This is a genomic window from Kitasatospora sp. NPDC094015, from assembly GCF_040304075.1.
Classification (GTDB): Bacteria; Actinomycetota; Actinomycetes; order Streptomycetales; family Streptomycetaceae; genus Kitasatospora.
Genome location: NZ_JBEOUL010000029.1, coordinates 29,770 through 47,638, shown reverse-complemented (window position 1 = coordinate 47,638; position 17,869 = coordinate 29,770). Strand labels below are relative to the sequence as shown.

General features: G+C 73.3%; 15 protein-coding genes. 9 read left to right on the top strand and 6 right to left on the bottom strand.

Annotated features, from left to right (window positions below):
• Positions 1-14 precede the first annotated feature (14 nt).
• The 8 genes from hpnE (at position 15) to ABT014_RS27465 (ending at position 10,497) form a co-directional block, all read left to right on the top strand.
• Positions 15-1,421: a hydroxysqualene dehydroxylase HpnE gene (hpnE, locus tag ABT014_RS27500; protein WP_350641892.1), complete on the top strand. Its 1,407-nt coding sequence runs from the start codon at positions 15-17 to the stop codon at positions 1,419-1,421.
• Positions 1,418-2,605 carry a polyprenyl synthetase family protein gene (locus tag ABT014_RS27495; RefSeq protein WP_350641891.1) on the top strand — a complete coding sequence of 396 codons (1,188 nt, stop codon included), beginning with the start codon at positions 1,418-1,420 and terminating at the stop codon, positions 2,603-2,605. Before hpnE ends, ABT014_RS27495 begins: the two co-directional genes overlap by 4 nt.
• 151 nt (positions 2,606-2,756) lie before the next feature.
• Positions 2,757-4,655: a squalene--hopene cyclase gene (gene shc / locus ABT014_RS27490; RefSeq protein ID WP_502895111.1), complete on the top strand. Its 1,899-nt coding sequence runs from the start codon at positions 2,757-2,759 to the stop codon at positions 4,653-4,655.
• Entirely contained in the window at positions 4,652-5,338 is a 687-nt protein-coding gene (locus tag ABT014_RS27485; RefSeq protein ID WP_350641890.1) for a phosphorylase family protein, read from the top strand. Before shc ends, ABT014_RS27485 begins: the two co-directional genes overlap by 4 nt.
• A 2-nt stretch (positions 5,339-5,340) precedes the next feature.
• The gene (hpnH, locus tag ABT014_RS27480) at positions 5,341-6,366 is read left to right on the top strand and encodes an adenosyl-hopene transferase HpnH (protein ID WP_350641889.1); all 1,026 of its coding nucleotides are present in this window, start codon (positions 5,341-5,343) and stop codon (positions 6,364-6,366) included.
• 123 nt (positions 6,367-6,489) lie between these two features.
• Entirely contained in the window at positions 6,490-8,400 is a 1,911-nt protein-coding gene (gene dxs, locus ABT014_RS27475; RefSeq protein ID WP_350641888.1) for a 1-deoxy-D-xylulose-5-phosphate synthase, read from the top strand.
• Positions 8,390-9,790, top strand: a complete 1,401-nt coding sequence (locus tag ABT014_RS27470; protein ID WP_350641887.1) for an aspartate aminotransferase family protein — start codon at positions 8,390-8,392, stop codon at positions 9,788-9,790. The genes dxs and ABT014_RS27470 overlap by 11 nt, the downstream gene beginning before the upstream one ends.
• Positions 9,791-9,792: 2 nt before the next feature.
• Positions 9,793-10,497 carry a YoaK family protein gene (locus tag ABT014_RS27465; RefSeq protein ID WP_350641886.1) on the top strand — a complete coding sequence of 235 codons (705 nt, stop codon included), beginning with the start codon at positions 9,793-9,795 and terminating at the stop codon, positions 10,495-10,497.
• Between the two features lie 45 nt (positions 10,498-10,542).
• Here the strand turns inward: ABT014_RS27465 and ABT014_RS27460 are convergent, their stop codons facing one another.
• The 6 genes from ABT014_RS27460 to fabG form a co-directional block, all read right to left on the bottom strand.
• Positions 10,543-11,061 (bottom strand): hypothetical protein, encoded by a 519-nt coding sequence (locus ABT014_RS27460; RefSeq protein WP_350641885.1) that lies wholly within the window; start codon positions 11,059-11,061, stop codon positions 10,543-10,545.
• A 66-nt stretch (positions 11,062-11,127) separates the two neighbouring features.
• Entirely contained in the window at positions 11,128-11,403 is a 276-nt protein-coding gene (locus ABT014_RS27455; RefSeq protein ID WP_350641884.1) for a DUF6343 family protein, read from the bottom strand.
• Between the two features lie 110 nt (positions 11,404-11,513).
• Positions 11,514-12,245 (bottom strand): phosphatase PAP2 family protein, encoded by a 732-nt coding sequence (locus ABT014_RS27450; RefSeq protein WP_350641883.1) that lies wholly within the window; start codon positions 12,243-12,245, stop codon positions 11,514-11,516.
• 216 nt (positions 12,246-12,461) lie between these two features.
• Entirely contained in the window at positions 12,462-15,191 is a 2,730-nt protein-coding gene (locus tag ABT014_RS27445; RefSeq protein ID WP_502895110.1) for an NPCBM/NEW2 domain-containing protein, read from the bottom strand.
• A gap of 189 nt (positions 15,192-15,380) precedes the next feature.
• On the bottom strand, positions 15,381-15,572 hold the full coding sequence (locus ABT014_RS27440) for a hypothetical protein (protein ID WP_350641882.1): 192 nt from the start codon (positions 15,570-15,572) through the stop codon (positions 15,381-15,383).
• 158 nt (positions 15,573-15,730) lie between these two features.
• Positions 15,731-16,498, bottom strand: coding sequence for a 3-oxoacyl-ACP reductase FabG (gene fabG, locus ABT014_RS27435; protein ID WP_350641881.1), 768 nt, complete (start codon positions 16,496-16,498; stop codon positions 15,731-15,733).
• A gap of 522 nt (positions 16,499-17,020) precedes the next feature.
• On the opposite strand from fabG, the gene ABT014_RS27430 reads away from it, so the two are divergent.
• On the top strand, positions 17,021-17,821 hold the full coding sequence (locus ABT014_RS27430) for a MarR family winged helix-turn-helix transcriptional regulator (RefSeq protein WP_350641880.1): 801 nt from the start codon (positions 17,021-17,023) through the stop codon (positions 17,819-17,821).
• Positions 17,822-17,869 lie beyond the last annotated feature (48 nt).

The window sequence follows — 17,869 nt, the reverse complement described above, 5'->3', positions numbered from 1 at the left end:
GGGGGGAGAGGCTGATGTCGGCACGAGTAGCTGCTCGGCGGCCCTCCGCCGTCGTGGTCGGCGGCGGCCTGGCCGGGATCACCGCGGCGCTGCGGCTGGCCGAGGCCGGCCGGCAGGTCACGCTGCTGGAGACCCGGCCCCGGCTCGGCGGCCTCGCCTTCTCCTTCCGCCGCGGCGAGCTGACCGTCGACAACGGCCAGCACGTCTTCCTGCGCTGCTGCACCGCCTACCGCGGCCTGATCGACCGGCTGGGCGCGGGCCGTCTGGTGGATCTCCAGCCCCGGCTGGACATCCCGGTGCTCGGCCTCGGCGCGGACGGCACCCGCACCCTCGGCCGGCTGCGGCGAGCCGGCCTGCCCGTCCCGCTGCACCTGGCCGGCAGCCTCGCCCGCTACCCGCACCTCGGCCCGGTGGACCGCGCCCGGGTGGTGCGGGCCGCGCTCGCCCTGAAGGCGCTCGACCTCGCCGACCCGGCGCTGGACCGGATCTCCTTCGGCGACTGGCTGCGCCGCCAGGGCCAGACCCCGGCCACCCTGGCCGCCCTGTGGGACCTGGTCGGCGTGGCCACCCTGAACGCCACCGCCGACCGGACCTCGCTGGCGCTGGCCGCGATGGTGTTCAAGACCGGGCTGCTCTCCGACCCGGGCGCCTCCGACATCGGGATGGCGAGCGTCCCGCTCGGCGCGATCCACCACGACGCCGCGCTCGCCGAGCTCGAGCGCGCCGGCGTGCGGGTGCTGCTGCGCTCGCGCGCGGTCGAGCTCAAGCCCGCCGAGCAGCACGCCGTACGCCTGGAGAGCGGCGAGCTGCTCACGGCCGACACCGTGGTGCTGGCCGGCGCCCAGGACGCGGCCGCCGCGCTGCTGCCGCCGGGCGCGATCGAGGGGCAGCACCGGCTGACCGAGCTCGGCACGGCGCCGATCCTCAACGTGCACGCGATCTACGACCGCGAGCTGCTGCGCAAGCCGTTCTTCGCGGCGCTCGGCTCCCCGGTGCAGTGGGTCTTCGACCGGACGGCCCACTCCGGCCTCGCCGTCCCCGGCGCCCAGTACCTGGCGCTCTCCCAGTCGGCCGTGCAGGACGAGATCGACCTGCCGGTCGCCGAGCTGCGCGAGCGCTACCTGCCCGAGCTGGAGCGGCTGCTGCCGGCCGCGCGCGGTGCCGAGGTGCTGGACTTCTTCGTCACCCGCGAGCGCACCGCCACCTTCGACCCGGCCCCCGGCACCGCGGCACTGCGGCCCGCGGCCCGGACGGCCCTGGCCGGCGTGCTGCTGGCCGGCTCGTGGACGGCCACCGGCTGGCCCGCCACGATGGAGAGCGCGGTCCGCAGCGGCCACGCGGCGGCCGACGCCGCCCTGGCCGACGGCCCCGGCACCGGTCACCGGCCGGTCGACCGCGGCGACGGGCGGTGGCCCCGATGACGGCCCGCCCCACCACCACCACCGACATCGCAGCAGACCGGCCGTCCGAGGCGGCCGGGTTCACGACCCAGGAAGAGAGAACGCACGTGGAGGCACGCACCGGCTCGATCGCCCGGCCCGCTGGGTCCGGACCGGTCCGGGACACCCCGTCGGTCGCCGAGCTGCTCGCCCGCGGCCGGAGCCTGTGCACGCCGCCGATGCGCGCCGCCGTCGCCCGTTTGGCCGCACCGATGGACACCGTCGCCGCGTACCACTTCGGCTGGATCGACCGGGACGGCACCCCCGCCTCGGGGGACGGCGGCAAGGCCGTACGGCCCGCGCTGGCCCTGCTCTCGGCCGAGGCGGCCGGGGCCCCGGCCGAGCACGGGGTGCCCGGCGGGGTCTCCGTCGAGCTGGTGCACAACTTTTCGCTGCTCCATGATGATCTGATGGACGGTGACGAGTTCCGACGGCACCGGGCGACGGCGTGGACGGTCTTCGGCCCGGCCCAGGCGATCCTGGTCGGCGACGCGCTGGCCACGCTCGGCACCGAGGTGCTGCTGGACGCGGCCGTCAGCGGCAAGGCCACCCCGGCCGACGCCGCCCGGGCCGTCCGCCTGATCACCACCGCCACCCGCAAGCTGATCGACGGCCAGGCCCAGGACCTCTCGTTCGAGCACCGCGACGTGGTGACGGTCGAGGAGTGCCTGGAGATGGAGGGCAACAAGACCGGCGCCCTGCTGGCCGCCTCCGCCGCCGTCGGCGCGGTGCTGGCCGGCGCGGACGACAAGGTCTCCGACGCGCTCCAGCGCTACGGCCACCACCTCGGCCTCGCCTTCCAGGCCGTCGACGACCTGCTCGGCATCTGGGGCGCCACCGAGGTCACCGGCAAGCCGCACTGGGGCGACCTGCGCCAGCGCAAGAAGTCCCTGCCGGTCGCCGCCGCGCTAGCCGAGGGCGGCGAGGCCTCCCGGCAGCTGGCCGAGCAGCTGGCCGACCCCAAGGGCCGGGGTGAGGAGAGCGAACCCGCGCTCGCCGCCCGCGCCGCCCTGATCGAGCGGGCCGGCGGCCGCGCCTGGACCCAGGACGAGGCCCGCCGCCAGTACGAGACTGCCCTCGCCGCACTGGACGAGGTGCCGATGGCCCACGAGGTGCGCGAGCACTTCGTGGCACTCGCCGAATTCGTGGTGGTACGAGAGAGGTGACGTCAAGGTGACAGCAACCGCGGGCGGCCGGCTCGACCCCGAGTACGATCCCGAGCCGGCCGCGGTGGGTGCCCGCCCGCCGGTCCCCGACGGAGCGGGCCCGCGCCGGGCCCCGGCCCCGGCAGGGGCAAACGATTCTTCACCGGCCGCAGTGGCCCTGGCCAGGGCCACCACGCACCTGCTATCGCTGCAGAGCACCGAGGGCTGGTGGAAGGGCGACCTGGAGACCAACGTCACCATGGACGCCGAGGACCTGTTACTGCGGCAGTTCCTGGGCATCCGCACCGAGGAGCAGACCAGGGCGAGCGCCGCCTGGATCCGCTCGCAGCAGCGCCCGGACGGCACCTGGGCCACCTTCCACGGCGGCCCGCCCGAGCTGTCCGCCACGGTCGAGGCGTACCTCGCGCTCCGGCTGGCCGGCGACGATCCCGAGGCCGCGCACATGCGGCCCGCCGCCGAATTCGTCCGCGCCCGCGGCGGCATCGCCGCCACCCGGGTCTTCACCAGGATCTGGCTCGCCCTGTTCGGCTGGTGGCCGTGGGAGGAACTCCCCGAGCTGCCCCCCGAGCTGATCTTCCTGCCCAGTTGGGCACCGCTGAACATCTACGACTTCGGCTGCTGGGCCCGGCAGACCATCGTGCCGCTGACGGTGGTCTCCGCCAGCCGCCCCGTCCGGCCCGCCCCGTTCGCGCTCACCGAGCTGCACACCGACCCGGCCGACCCGTACCCCGCCCGGCCGCTCGCCCCCGCCCGCACCTGGGACGGCCTCTTCCAACGGCTCGACCGGCTGATGCACGTCTACCACCGGTACGCGCTGCGCCCGCTGCGCCGGCTGGCGCTCTCCCGGGCCGGCCGGTGGATCGTCGAACGGCAGGAGGCGGACGGCTGCTGGGGCGGCATCCAGCCGCCCGCCGTCTACTCGCTGATCGCCCTGCACCTGCTCGGCTACCCGCTCGACCACCCGGTGCTGAAGGCCGGGCTGGCCTCCTTCGACAGCTTCACCGTGCACACCGAGGACGGCCGGCGCTGGCTGGAGGCCTGCCAGTCCCCGGTCTGGGACACCTGCCTGGCCGCGATCGCCCTGCGCGACGCCGGCCTGCCCGCCGACCACAGCGCGCTGGTGGCGGCCGCCGACTGGATGCTCGGCGAGGAGATCACCGTCAAGGGCGACTGGTCCGTCAAGCGCCCGGAACTCGCGCCCGGCGGGTGGGCCTTCGAGTTCCACAACGACACCTACCCGGACATCGACGACACCGCCGAGGTGGTGCTGGCGCTGCGCCGGATCGCCCACCCGGACGTCGAGCGGCTGGCCGGCGCGGTGCACCGGGGCGTCGAGTGGAACCTCGGCATGCAGTCCAGGAACGGCGCCTGGGGCGCCTTCGACGTGGACAACACCAGCCGGCTCCCCAACAAGCTGCCGTTCTGCGACTTCGGCGAGGTGATCGACCCGCCGTCCGCCGACGTCACCGCGCACGTGGTCGAGATGCTCGCCGAGGTCGGCCTGGCCGGCGACCGGCGCACCCGCAGGGGCGTCGGCTGGCTGCTCGCCAACCAGGAGGAGGACGGCTCCTGGTTCGGCCGCTGGGGCACCAACTACGTCTACGGCACCGGCTCGGTGGTGCCCGCCCTGGTCGCGGCCGGCCTCGGCCCCGCCCACCCGGCGATCCGCCGGGCGGTGCGCTGGCTGGAGGACCGGCAGAACCCGGACGGCGGCTGGGGCGAGGACATGCGCTCCTACGAGGACCCGGCGCGGTGGGCCGGGCGCGGGGAGTCCACCGCCTCGCAGACCGCCTGGGCGCTGATGGCGCTGATGGCGGCCGGCGAGGGCCCGGACGGGCCGCTCGGCCGGGCCGGCGAGGCCGTCGAGCGCGGCGTGCGCTGGCTGGTGGACACCCAGCTGCCGGAGGGCACCTGGGACGAGCCGCAGTTCACCGGCACCGGGTTCCCGTGGGACTTCTCGATCAACTACCACCTGTACCGGCTGGTCTTCCCGGTGACCGCGCTCGGCCGGTACGTCAACGGCACCCCTCTGGGCGGAGGCAGACGATGACCGAAGGCCCGCTGCTGGTGCTGTGCGCGCTCGGCCCCGAACAGTGGGCCCTGCGCGGCGGCGACTGGGCGGGCGCCGAGCGCCCGCCGGTGCTGGCCAGGACCGGCATGGGCCGCAGCCGGGCGAGCCGCAGCGTCGGCCGCCTGCTCGCCGGGGAGGGCTACGGGGCGCTGGTGGTGGCCGGTTTCGGCGCCTCGGTCGCCCCCGGCGTCAACCCCGGCGAGGTGATCGTGGCGGACGCCGTCCGGGACGGCGACGGCAGGCGGTTCGACCTGGCCTCCGCCGGCCCGCTCGCCGAGGCGCTGCGGGCGCGCGGACTCACCGTGCACACCGGCCTGCACCACACCGCCGACCACGTGGTCCGCGGCCACGAGCGGGCCGAGCTGCACGCCTCCGGCGCGATGGCCGTCGACATGGAGGCGGCCGCCGTCCTGGCCGCCCGGGCCGAGCTGCGGCCCGAGCTGCCCGCCGCGGTGCTGCGGATCGTGGTCGACACCCCCGAGCGGGAGCTGATCCGGCCCGGCACGCTGCCCGCCGGGCTGCGCGCCTGGCGCTCGCTGCGCGCCGCCGTACCCGCCCTCACCGCCTGGCACCGGCAGGCGACCGCGACCGCCGGGAATCCCGACCCCGCACCTCTCCAGGCTCACCCACAGCCCTCGACGCTCCCTCAGGAGGCGAGCTAGTCATGGCCATGCCGCTGCGTCAGACCATCCGGGTCGGCACCTACCTCATGCAGCAGAAGATCAAGCGGCGGGACAAGTTCCCGCTGATCGTGGAGCTGGAACCGCTCTACGCCTGCAACCTGGCCTGCGAGGGCTGCGGCAAGATCCAGCACCCGGCCGGGGTGCTCAAGCAGCGCATGCCGGTCGCCCAGGCGGTCGGCGCCGTGCTGGAGTCGGGCGCCCCGATGGTCTCCATCGCCGGCGGCGAGCCGCTGATGCACCCCCAGATCGACGAGATCGTCCGCCAGCTGGTGGCCCGCCGCAAGTACGTGTTCCTGTGCACCAACGCGCTGCTGATGCGCAAGAAGCTCGACCGGTTCACCCCCTCGCCGTACTTCACCTTCACCGTCCACATCGACGGGCTGCGCGAGCGGCACGACGCCTCGGTGGCCAAGGAGGGCACCTTCGACGAGGCGGTGGAGGCGATCAAGGAGGCCAAGCGGCGCGGCTTCCGGGTCACCACCAACTCGACCTTCTTCAACACCGACACCCCGCAGACCATCATCGAGGTGCTCGACTACCTCAACGACGAACTGCACGTCGACGAGATGATGATCTCCCCGGCCTACGCCTACGAGAAGGCGCCCGACCAGGAGCACTTCCTCGGCGTCGAGCAGACCAGGGAGCTCTTCCGCAAGGCCTTCTCCGGCGGCAACCGGCTGCGCTGGCGGCTCAACCACAGCCCGCTCTTCCTGGACTTCCTGGAGGGCAAGGTCGACTTCGAGTGCACCGCCTGGGGCATCCCGAACTACTCGCTGTTCGGCTGGCAGCGGCCCTGCTACCTGATGGCCGACGGCTACGTCCCGACCTACCGCGAGCTGATCGAGAAGACCGACTGGGCCAAGTACGGCCGCGGCAAGGACCCGCGCTGCGACAACTGCATGGCGCACTGCGGCTACGAGCCCACCGCCGTCCTGGCCACCATGGGCTCGCTCAAGGAGTCCCTGCGCGCCGCCCGCGAGACCCTCTCGGCCAACCGCGGCGGCTGACGGCATCCGGCCCGGACCGCCCGCCGACCCGCGGACGGTCCGGGCACAACAGGCGAGCGGCCCGCCGCGGCCGCAGGCTGGACCCCGACAGTCATCGCTTTGAACGAGCCGCGAGGTGAAGCCATGTCACTTCTGCCCACCATCAAGGGGCCCGCCGACCTCCGACGGCTGCCGGCCGAGGACCTCCCGCTGCTGGCCGACGAGATCCGCGACTTCCTGATCGAGTCCGTGACCCGCACCGGCGGCCACCTCGGCCCCAACCTCGGCGTGGTCGAGCTGACCATCGCGCTGCACCGGGTCTTCGACTCCCCGCACGACCGCGTCCTGTTCGACACCGGCCACCAGGCCTACGTGCACAAGCTGCTCACCGGCCGGCAGGACTTCTCCCGGCTGCGCGCCAAGGACGGGCTCTCCGGGTACCCCTCGCGCACCGAGTCCGAGCACGACCTGATCGAGAACTCGCACGCCTCCACCGCCCTCGGCTACGCCGACGGCATCGCCAAGGCCAACCAGCTGCTCGGCCGCGACGACCGCCGCACCGTCGCGGTGATCGGCGACGGCGCGCTGACCGGCGGCATGGCCTGGGAGGCGCTCAACAACATCGCCGACGCCAAGGACCGTCCGCTGGTCATCGTCGTCAACGACAACGAGCGCTCCTACGCCCGCACCGTCGGCGGCCTCGCCCACCACCTCGCCACCCTGCGCACCACCCAGGGCTACGAACGCTTCCTGGCCCGCGGCAAGGAGGCCCTGCAGCGCACCCCGCTGGTCGGCCAGCCGATCTTCGACGCCCTGCACGGCGCCAAGAAGGGCTTCAAGGACGCCTTCGCCCCGCAGGGCCTGTTCGAGGACCTCGGGCTGAAGTACCTCGGTCCGATCGACGGCCACGACATCGGCGCCGTCGAGCAGGCCCTGCGCCAGGCCCGGCACTACGGCGGCCCGGTGATCGTCCACTGCCTCACCGTCAAGGGCCGCGGCTACCGCCCCGCCGAGCAGGACGAGGCCGACCGCTTCCACGCGGTCAACCCGATCGACCCGTACACCTGCCTGCCCATCTCGCCCTCCGCCGGCACCTCCTGGACCTCGGTGTTCGGCACCGAGCTGCTGGCCCTCGGCGCCGAGTACCCCGACGTGGTCGCGATCACCGCGGCCATGCTCCAGCCGGTCGGCCTGGCCAAGTTCGCCGCCGCCTACCCGGAGCGCACCTTCGACGTGGGCATCGCCGAGCAGCACGCCGTGGCCAGCGCCGCCGGCCTGGCCACCGGCGGCCTGCACCCGGTGGTCGCGGTCTACGCGACCTTCCTCAACCGGGCCTTCGACCAGGTGCTGATGGACGTCGCCCTGCACCGCCTGGGCGTCACCTTCGTGCTCGACCGGGCCGGGGTCACCGGCAACGACGGGGCCTCCCACAACGGCATGTGGGACATGTCGATCCTCCAGGTCGTGCCGGGCCTGCGGCTGGCCGCCCCGCGCGACGCCGAGCAGCTGCGCGCCCAGCTGCGCGAGGCCGTCGCGGTGTCGGACGCGCCCACCGTGCTGCGCTTCCCCAAGGGCGACCTCGGCCCGGCGGTGCCCGCCGTCGAACGGATCGGCGGCGTCGACGTCCTGGCCCGCACCGGCCCCAACCCCGACGTCCTGCTGGTCGCCGTCGGCGCGATGGCCCCGGCCTGCGTGGACGCCGCCGCCCTGCTCGCCGCCGAGGGCTTCACCGCCACCGTGGTCGACCCCCGCTGGGTCAAGCCGGTCGACCCGGCGCTGGTCTCGCTCGCGGCGGCCCACCGGCTGGTGGTCACCGTCGAGGACAACGGCCGCGCCGGCGGCGTCGGTTCGGCCGTCGCCCAGGCCATGCGGGACGGCGGCGTGGACACGCCGCTGCGCGACCTCGGCATCCCGCAGGAGTTCCTGAACCACGCCGGCCGCGGCGAGATCCTCGAGGAGATCGGGCTCACCGGCACCGGCGTCGCCGCCCAGACCGCCGCCTTCGCCAAGCACCTGCTGCCGATCAGAGGAGCGAACCCGCACCATGCCGGCTGACCGCCCCGCCCGCCCGCTCGACCTGTCCGCCCTGCTCGCCGCCCGCGGCGCCGAGCGGTACGAGCTCCAGGCCAAGTACCTCAACCCGCAGCTGCCCCGGATGCTGCACACCATCGGCTTCGACAAGTACTACGAGCGGGCGGAGGGGCCGTACTTCTACGACGCCGACGGCAACTCCTACCTCGACATGCTGGCCGGCTTCGGCATCTTCGCGCTCGGTCGGCACCACCCCGTGGTCCGCGACGCGCTGCACCAGGTCATCGACCTCGACCTGCCGGACCTGACCCGCTTCGACTGCTCCCCGCTGCCCGGCCTGCTGGCCGAGCAACTGCTCTCCCACACCCCCGGACTGGACCGGGTGTTCTTCGGCAACAGCGGCACCGAGGCGGTCGAGACCGCGCTGAAGTTCGCCCGCTGCGCCACCGGGAAGAGCCGGGTGCTGTACTGCGACCACGCCTTCCACGGGCTGACCGCCGGCTCGCTCTCGGTCAACGGCGAGGCCGGCTTCCGCAAGGGCTTCGGGCCGCTGCTGCCGGACAGCTCGATCCCGCTCGGCGACCTCGGCGCGCTCGCCAAGGAGCTGCGCCGGGGCGACGTCGCCGCGCTGATCGTGGAGCCGATCCAGGGCAAGGGCGTGAACGCCGTTCCGACCGGCTGGCTGCGGGCCGCGCAGGAACTCCTGCACGAGCACAAGGCCCTGCTGATCTGCGACGAGGTGCAGACCGGCATCGGGCGGACCGGGGACTTCTTCGCCTACCAGCACGAGGAAGGGGTGCTGCCCGACCTGGTCTGCGCGGCCAAGGCGCTCTCCGGCGGCTACGTGCCGATCGGCGCCACCCTGGGCAAGGGCTGGATCTTCGACAAGGTGTACTCCTCGATGGACCGGGTGCTGGTGCACTCCGCCTCCTTCGGCTCCAACGCCCAGGCGATGGCGGCCGGTCTGGCCACCCTCCAGGTGATGCGGGACGAGCAGGTGGTGGAGAACGCCCGCCGGGTCGGCGACCTGTTCCGCGAGCGGCTGGCGGCGCTTGTGGAGAAGTACGAGCTGCTCGCCGACGTGCGCGGGCGCGGCCTGATGATCGGCATCGAGTTCGGGCGGCCCAGGTCGCTGAAGCTGCGGACCGGGTGGACGGCGCTCCAGGCGGCGCGCAAGGGCCTGTTCGCGCAGATGGTGGTGGTGCCGCTGCTCCAGCGGCACCGGATCCTCACCCAGGTGTCCGGCGACCACCTGGAGGTCATCAAGCTGATCCCGCCGCTGATCATCACCGAGCGGGAGGTGGACCGCTTCGTCGGCGCGTTCACCGAGGTGATGGACGACGCCCACCGGGGCAGCGGGCTGATGTGGGACTTCGGCCGCACCCTGGTCAAGCAGGCCGTCGGGAGCAAGTAGGGGTGGCCGACCGGGTCGAGCGGCGGATCACCGGGGTGCTCGGGGCGCTGACCGTGACCAGCGGGGTGGTGGACGCGGTCAGCTTCCTGGCGCTCGGCCACGCCTTCGCGGCGCTGGCCACCGGCAACCTGCTGCTGCTGGCGTTCGGGATCGCCGGCACGCAGGGGCTGCCGGTCGGCCGTCCGGCGCTGGCCCTGGCCGGCTTCCTGCTCGGCGCGACCGCCGCGCACGCCGTGATCGCGCGCCGGCTGGCGGTGGGGCGGCGCTGGTTCACCACCGGCCTGCTGCTGGAGGCCGCCATGGTCGGCGCGGGCGGCGGCTACGCGCTCGCCACCGGCGGCACCGCCGTCCCGACCGGTGGCCACGCCACGGTGGTGTCCCTGCTGCTCACCTTCGCGATGGGCTGGCGCAGCCGGGTGGTCTTCCAGACCCGGATCCCGGAGATGCCGACCACGCTGGCGCAGCAGACCCTGATCAAGCTGATCGCGACCCTCGCGCCACCGCACGCGGCGCCGGGCGGCGGCGGTCTGACCAGGGTGCAGCGGCTGACGACGGTGCTCGGGATGTTCGTCGGCGGCCTGGTGGGGGCGGCGGCGCTGCCGGCCGGGCCGGGCGTGGTGCTGCTGGCGGAGGCGGCCTGCGTGGCCGCGGTGGCGGTGGTCTACGCCCGCGAACCGCAGCTGCGCCCGCCCGCGCCCGCGGTGTGAGCGACGGGTGGGGGCCGGTGTGCTGGCCCGGCCCCACCCGCAGGCTCAGCGCGGCGGGGCGCAGAGGGTCGACTGGAGGGCGGTGAGGATCTTGTCGGCCTTCTCCGGGCCGAAGCCGCCCGGGTGCGCGGGGGAGGTGAAGCGCTGGTTGGTCAGCTCGACCAGCTTCGGCCGGTCCTTGGGGAAGTTGAAGATCGCCTGGCACTGGTTGCGGGCGGCGTCCACCGCCTTGTCCGGCTTGCCCGCGACGATCTCCGGGTCGATCGCGTCCAGCGCGGCGATCAACTTGGCGGTGGCGGCGGAGTCCGGCGCGGGCGGCAGCCCCGCGTCGCTCGGCGGCGCCGGCTTCGAGGCCTCGGGGGCCGTGCTCGGGGCCGTGCTCGCGGCGGTGCCCTGCGGCGCCGGCTCCGAGGGCGCGATCGGGGCGGTCGGGCTGCCCGCGGCGGCGGAGGCGGAGGACGCCGCGGCACCGCCGGCGGTGCTCGTCGTACCGCCTCCGGAACAGGCGCACAGGGTCAGGGCGGCGGTGGCCGTGGCGGCCAGCAGGGTGGCTCGAAGACGCATGCCCGTACGGTGTCATGCCCGCGTCCGGTACGGAAGACCACGGAGGAGGTCGGTGGGGCGGCGGCCTCACAGCTCGGTGCGCCGGCGGCGGATCACCACCATCAGGTCGACGGCGGCGAACAGTGTCAGCAGTCCGCAGACGACGGCGAACACCGTCAGCATCGCCTGGCTGGGGTTGTCGGCCGAGGTCGAGCGCGCCGCCCAGACCGCGAAGCCCGCGGTCACCAGGGCGAACAGCGGGGTGAACAGGACCGACAGCAGGAAGCGCAGCTTGAGGTCGGTCCGGGCGGTCGCGGGCTCGGTCCCGCTCCGCCAGGTCCTGGGGGTCTTCGCCGTACGCATCCGGACACCGCCTCCCCGGCTCGCCTGCGTGACCTACCCCTCCAGCGTAGGTCGGCCGCGCCGCGAGGGGTACGGCTGCGCGGGCCGGGCCCGGCGCCGGCCCCGGGCGGTCACTCGCCGCGGCGCCAGCGGGCGATCCGGGTGTCCACCGCGGTGACCAGCGGTTCGGCCGGCGGCAGCACCAGCAGCACCAGCAGCCCGGCCGCCCAGCCCGCCAGCACGTCGGAGACCCAGTGGGTGCCGAGGTAGACGGTGGTGAGGCCGACCGACAGGGCGGTGGCGGCCGCCAGCACGGCGCCGACCCGGCGACCCCGGACCGCCAGGTAGGCCAGCACGCCCCAGGTGACCACCGCGTTGGCGGTGTGCCCGGACGGGAAGATGTTGCCGCCGGAGAACAGCTCGGGGGAGCCGACGTAGTGGGCGTAGTGCGGCCCCAGCCGGCCGGTGACGATCTTGACGCTGCCGACCGTGAGGTTGAGCAGCAGCAGTGCCAGGCCCATCACCAGCAGCGGCCGCAGGGTCCTGGTCCGGTGCGAGCGCCAGGCCAGCCACAGCAGGGCGGCGATGGCGGTGGGGCCGCGCTGGCCCGCCACCACCCAGACGTCCAGGAACGGCTCCAGGTCGGGCCAGTGGTGATAGGGCCGGAACTGCTGGATCGCCCAGTCGAGGTCGACCAGCGGGGTGTCGCACAGGATCCCGACCACGACCAGCAGGTAGGCGATGCCGGTGAGCCCGAACACCATGGCGTGCCGTCTGCTGATCGGCGGCCAACCCGACTCGATGAGGGTTCCGTCCTGGGCGGAGGCATTAAGGGAGTCGGCGGATTCGATTCTGGCTGGCACGCCCCAGAGATTACCCCGGGCTCGCGGTGGCGCTCCCGGGGTTGCCGGAAATCGGCTGGTCACCGCGGTCCGACGACGCTGCGCTCGGTGCTATTACCGCTGGTGGAGGTGGTCTGTCCGTCGATTCACGGAGGTTTCTCCAATTGATTGCGGGATCCGTCGCGAAAATGTGACGTTGGTCATTTCCGTGACCGGAAATGACCAACGCCGCTCGTTTCAGGAGCAGTGGAACCGGGGCGCGCCCCAGTCGCCGTGGTCACCTGTGGCGGTGCCCACACTGCTCACCACCAGGTCCACCCGCTGCGCCGCGCCCAGCGGCACGTCGACCGCCAGCGGCGCCGACTGCGAGGTCAGGGTGGGTGAGGTCCACAGCGTCGCGCCGTCGGCCCGGACCGAGAAGGTCACGTCGCCGTACCCGTTGATCTCGTCGTCGATGCCGACCGAGGCGGTGAACGAGGAGCAGTGCCCGCCGGTCACGATCCCGATGTCGGAGGCCGCGTGCGCGCCGATCCCCTTCGGGTAGGTGGTGCCGTTGAGGGTGAGCGGGTGGCCGTCGGCGGCGCCCTGCTCCCCGTTGCTGCGGTCCCGCTCCGCCGGGCCCCAGCCGTTGACGGAGTCCGCCCAGGGCAGGTCGCTCGCCCAGCTGTCGGCCCGCGGCCCGCCCGGATCGGTCGGGCCCGAGCCGCCCTCCACCGCGCTCGCCCCGTCCAGCACCAGCTGCACGGCGCCGGCGGTGGACAGCGCGGCGGTCTTCACGTCGACCACGCCGCCGCGGTCGGCCGGGTCGTACCACCAGCCCTCGGCGGCGGCGTCGAGCGCGGCCTTGCTGGTGAACCTCGGCAGCGCCCGCCCGCCCAGCGCGACCTGGGTGGGCGCGGTGGTGCTGTGCACCGCGAACCGGTACGGCCGGGCGATCTGCTTGCCGGTGAAGTCACCGGTGCTGGGACTCAGGCCGATCCGGACCTGCCCGGTACCGGTGGTGGGCGCGTCCACCGTGGCGGTCTGGGTGGCGTACCGGCCGCTGCGGTGCTCCCGGGTGACGCCGTCGTCCTCGTACAGGCTGAACGAGCTGTGGCCCTGCGGGTAGACGTCCCAGGCGAGCGGGGAGCCGGCGGTGCGGTCCCGGTAGGAGTTGACGCCGGGCCACATCGGCACCGCCGCGCCGGCCTTGACGAACAGCGGCAGGGTGTCCAGCGGCGCCTGGTAGCCGTTGACGGTGGTCGGCCCCTGGTAGGTGCGGCCGGTCCAGTAGTCCACCCAGGTGCCCTTGGGCAGGTAGATGCCGTCGCGCAGGGAGGTGTCCGCGTACACCGGGGCGACCAGGAAGTCCTCACCGCTGAGGAACTCGTACTTCACCGCGTCGGTGGCCGTCACCGGGTCGTCCGGGTACTCCAGCGCCAGCGGACGGACCGGGCCGACACCGGTGCGGGCGGCCTCCGCCGCGTAGCTGTACATGTAGGGGAGCAGCGACTCCTTGAGCTTGAGGTACTTGCGGTTGATCGCGGTGTACGGATCCCCGTACCGGTAGGGCTGCTTGTCGCTGGGGGCCCAGCCGTCCATCGACATGACGGCCGGCAGGAAGGACTTCCACTCCAGGTCGCGGGTGTAGGTCTTGGCGCTGCCGCCGAAGATGCCGTCCACGTCGCCGGTGTCGTACGCCATCCCGGACATGGTCGCGCCGGCGTAGGTGGGGATCTGCCAGCGGATGTAGTCCCAGCTGCCGGACTGGTCGCCGCTCCACTGCACCCCGCAGCGCTGCGCGCCGGACCAGCTCTCCGGGGCCCAGGTGAAGCCGCGGGCGTCGCTGTTGGCCTCGATGCCCTGGTAGGCGGCCTTGCACCCGTCCAGGGCGAACTTGTAGCCGGAGCCGACCCAGGCCACGTCGAGCTTGGCGATCCGCTGGCCGGCCCTGACCTGGTCGGCGAGCCGGTCGAGGCCGTTCTCGGTCCACAGGCCGAGCTGCATCGAGCGCTGCTGGAGGCCCTGGGCGGTCTGCGCCAGGTTCTCGTAACCGCAGCCGTAGCCGTCGTTGACGAGCATCCAGCCGTTCGGCATGTCGTTCTGCACGTACCCGTCGGCGACCTTCAGCGCGTCCAGGGTGTGCCGCTCGCCGCGGTTGGCGTTGTGCAGGTAGCAGTCGGAGTCGCCCATCTCCAGTCCGTAGATCGGCGGCAGGAAGGGCTTGCCGGTGAGCGAGGTGTACTGGCCGATCACGTCCTTGGTGCTCGGGCCCGCGAAGTAGTAGGCGTCGAAGCGCAGTTCCTGCTCGGTGGTGGCGACCGGGTCGGTGAAGGCGTAGCTGCCGGGGGCGTAGGTGTTGCGGAAGACGCCGTAGCCGGCCGAGGAGAGGTAGAACGGCACCGAGTTGGGGTGGCCGCCCTCGTTCCAGTTGGTGTCCTGGCCGACCTGGACCGTCCGGCCGCGGTGGGTGAACGAGCCGTTCTGCTCGCCGGCGCCGAAGAACTGCTCGGTGGCGCCCCGGGTCAGGGTCTGGGTGGTGGACCTGCCGTCCCAGCTGAGCGGCTTGGCCTCGGACCACACCTGGCTGCCGTCGGCCCGGTACAGCGCGAACCGCAGGGCCGCCTTGTAGACCCGCAGGGTGAGCTGGGCGGTGGAGATCTCGTAGTGGTCCCCGGCGTCGCGCCAGCTGGTGGCCGGCGGTGCGTCTTGCGGCAGCACGATGTCGCTGCCGGTGGGATCGGTGAAGGTGCCGGTGGGGGCGAGCTCGATCCGGAACACGCGGTCGGTGGTGAAGCTGACCCGGGCCCGGGCGGTGCCGGCCGCGATCGAGTAGACGGACCCGGCGGCGCTGAAGGCGGTGACCGCGCCCGCGCTGGTGGTGGCGGCGACCGCGGCGGGGGCGAGGGCGGCGCTGAGGCCGGCCGAGCCCAGGGTCAGTGCGGCGGCGAGGGCCAGGGCGGCCGGTCGTATGAGCGGATGGTGCACAGTTCTGCGCATAAGCACCTCTCACAGTGCAGTATTGAGCAACTGCGAGCAGGTATAGCGCAGTTGCCCGCGCTTGACCATGGCCCTGACAGGACCTGATCGGAACTGTCCGGATGTGAGGTGCCCATGCCTGGAAATGCCGAAGGCCCCGCATCGCTGCGGGGCCTTCGTACGCCGGACGGGTGCTGATCAGGGCAGCAGGCGCTCCACGGCCGCGGCGCCGTACTTGGCCAGATCCTGCCGGGCCTTCTCGATCAGCTCGGGGGTGGGCTCGCGGCCCGAGGCACGCACCAGGTCCTCGGGATCCACGGGGTGCTCGGATCCGGTGTGCAGCAGGTGGTCCGGGGTCGGCATGGAGTCGACGTCGGTGGGCTCGCTCATGTAGGGCCTCCGGGGGGGAAGGTGCCGGCCGGTCGCCGGGCGGGCGACCGGCTTCCCCTCGAGTGTGGACCTCACCGGCGCCGGCCCGCACGGTGAGACCCCTCCGGCGTGTCGCGATCGCGCACCGGTCGAGCGGGCCGCCTGGTCGAGCGGACCGCTTAGTCGAGCGGGCCGCCGGCGACGTAGATCACCTGGCCGGAGACGAAACCGGAGCCCTCGCCGGCCAGGAAGGAGATGGTGTGGGCGATGTCCTCCGGGACGCCGACCCGGCCGACCGGGATCTGGGTGGCCGCGGCGGCCTTGAAGGCCTCGAACTCCATGCCGACCCGGGCCGCGGTGGCGGCGGTCATGTCGGTGGCGATGAAGCCGGGGGCGACCGCGTTGGCGGTGATGCCGAACTTGCCGAGCTCGATCGCCAGGGTCTTGGTGAAGCCCTGCAGGCCGGCCTTGGCGGTGGAGTAGTTGGCCTGGCCGCGGTTGCCCTGGGCGGAGGAGGAGGACAGGTTGACGATCCGGCCGAAGCCCGCGTCCACCATGTGCTTCTGCACCGCGCGGGTCATCAGGAAGGCGCCCTTCAGGTGCACGCCCATCACGGTGTCCCAGTCGGATTCGGACATCTTGAACAGCAGGTTGTCGCGCAGCACGCCGGCGTTGTTCACCAGCACCACCGGCGCGCCCAGCTCCTCGGCGATCCGGTCGACCGCGGCCTGCACCTGCTCGGCGTCCGAGACGTCCGCGCCGACGGCCAGCGCCCGCCCGCCCGCCGCCGTGATCCGCTCGACCGTCTCCCGGGCGGCCTCCTCGGCGAGGTCGATCACCGCGACCGCGTACCCGTCCGCCGCCAGGCGCAGGGCGGTGGCGGCACCGATGCCGCGGGCCGCGCCGGTCACGATCGCGACCCGCGGGGTGGTGGTCTGCTCGGTCATGCTCGTACTCGTCTCTCTCGGTGGGGTGACGGGCGAGGCCGGAGAGTTGACGGCGGCCTCCCCCGAGGTCCCGCGCTGGGCGGGGGATGGTTGCGCTGCGTGGTGCGCGGTCACCCTACCGGCGAGTAGGATTCCGGGCCAGAGGGCAGCGCCGCAGGTGACGGAGGGTGAGGGCGACTCGGGTCCGAGCGGGTGAAGCGCACTCTGACACGACCCCGACAGGCCGGGGAAATATGCCAACTTCGCCGAACATGCGTCTACTATTGGCCCCTGCCTGCCAGCACAGGCCGACCGTTTGTATAGTGTGCGCCAGCAGCCACCGGCTGCACGGCTGGCGTGCCTTCCATCACAGCGGGATGCTCACTCGCCGTTACTGCCCCGCTCGGGTGTCCCACACACACCGGGCGTGACACCGGGACGGATTTCATGGTGCTGGGGGAGATCCCGACAACCCGAGTGACCGGCCGACTGCAGCAGTCGCCCGGCCACCTCATCCGAGTGGCCCAGCAGGTACACACCCGCTTGTGGTCCGAATTCGTCGGTACCGAGCTGACGGCCCCGCAGTTCGCGGTGCTGCTCGTACTGGCCCTCGAACCGGGCGCCGACCAGCGCACGGTGGGCGAGCGGGCTTCGCTCGACAAGGCCACGATGGCCGAGATGGTCGCCCGCCTGGTGCGGCGCGGCCTGGTGCTGCGGCGCCGCGACCCGGCCGACGGCCGGCGCAAGCTGCTGGCGCTCTCGCAGAACGGCGCCCAGGCGGTGCGCGAGGCCACGGGCGGCGTGGTCCGGGTGCAGCGGACGCTGTTCGAACCGCTCAACCCCGAGGAGCAGGTCGAGATCGTCCGGGTGATGTCGAAGATAGCCAGGCTCGAGCCTGCCGCTGTCGCCGTCATGACCGACGCCCGGCCGATGCTGGACGCCCAGCGGGCGATCGGCTACCTCATCCGGGTGGCGCAGCAGGTGCACACCAAGCTCTGGTCCGAGAAGGTCGGCTCCGAGCTGACGGCCCCGCAGTACGCGGTGCTCGACGCGCTGGAGACCGAGCCGGGCGCGGACCAGCGCACCGTCGGCGAGCTCGCCTCGCTCGACAAGGCGACCATGGCGGAGATGGTCAGCCGCCTGGTGCGCCGGGGCCTGGTGCTCCGCCGTCGCGACCCCTCGGACGGCCGGCGCAACCTGCTCTCGCTCTCGCCCGACGGCCAGGACCTTCTGCACCGCTCGGCGGCGGGCGTGCGCGAGGTCCAGCAGCTCCTGCTCTCCCCTCTCGAGGAGCACGAGCACGAGCCGGCGATGGCCCTGCTGGCCAAGGCCGCGCGACTGTAGTGCGTTCCACCGGCGCGGATCGGCTGTAACGATTCGCCAGGGCGCTCG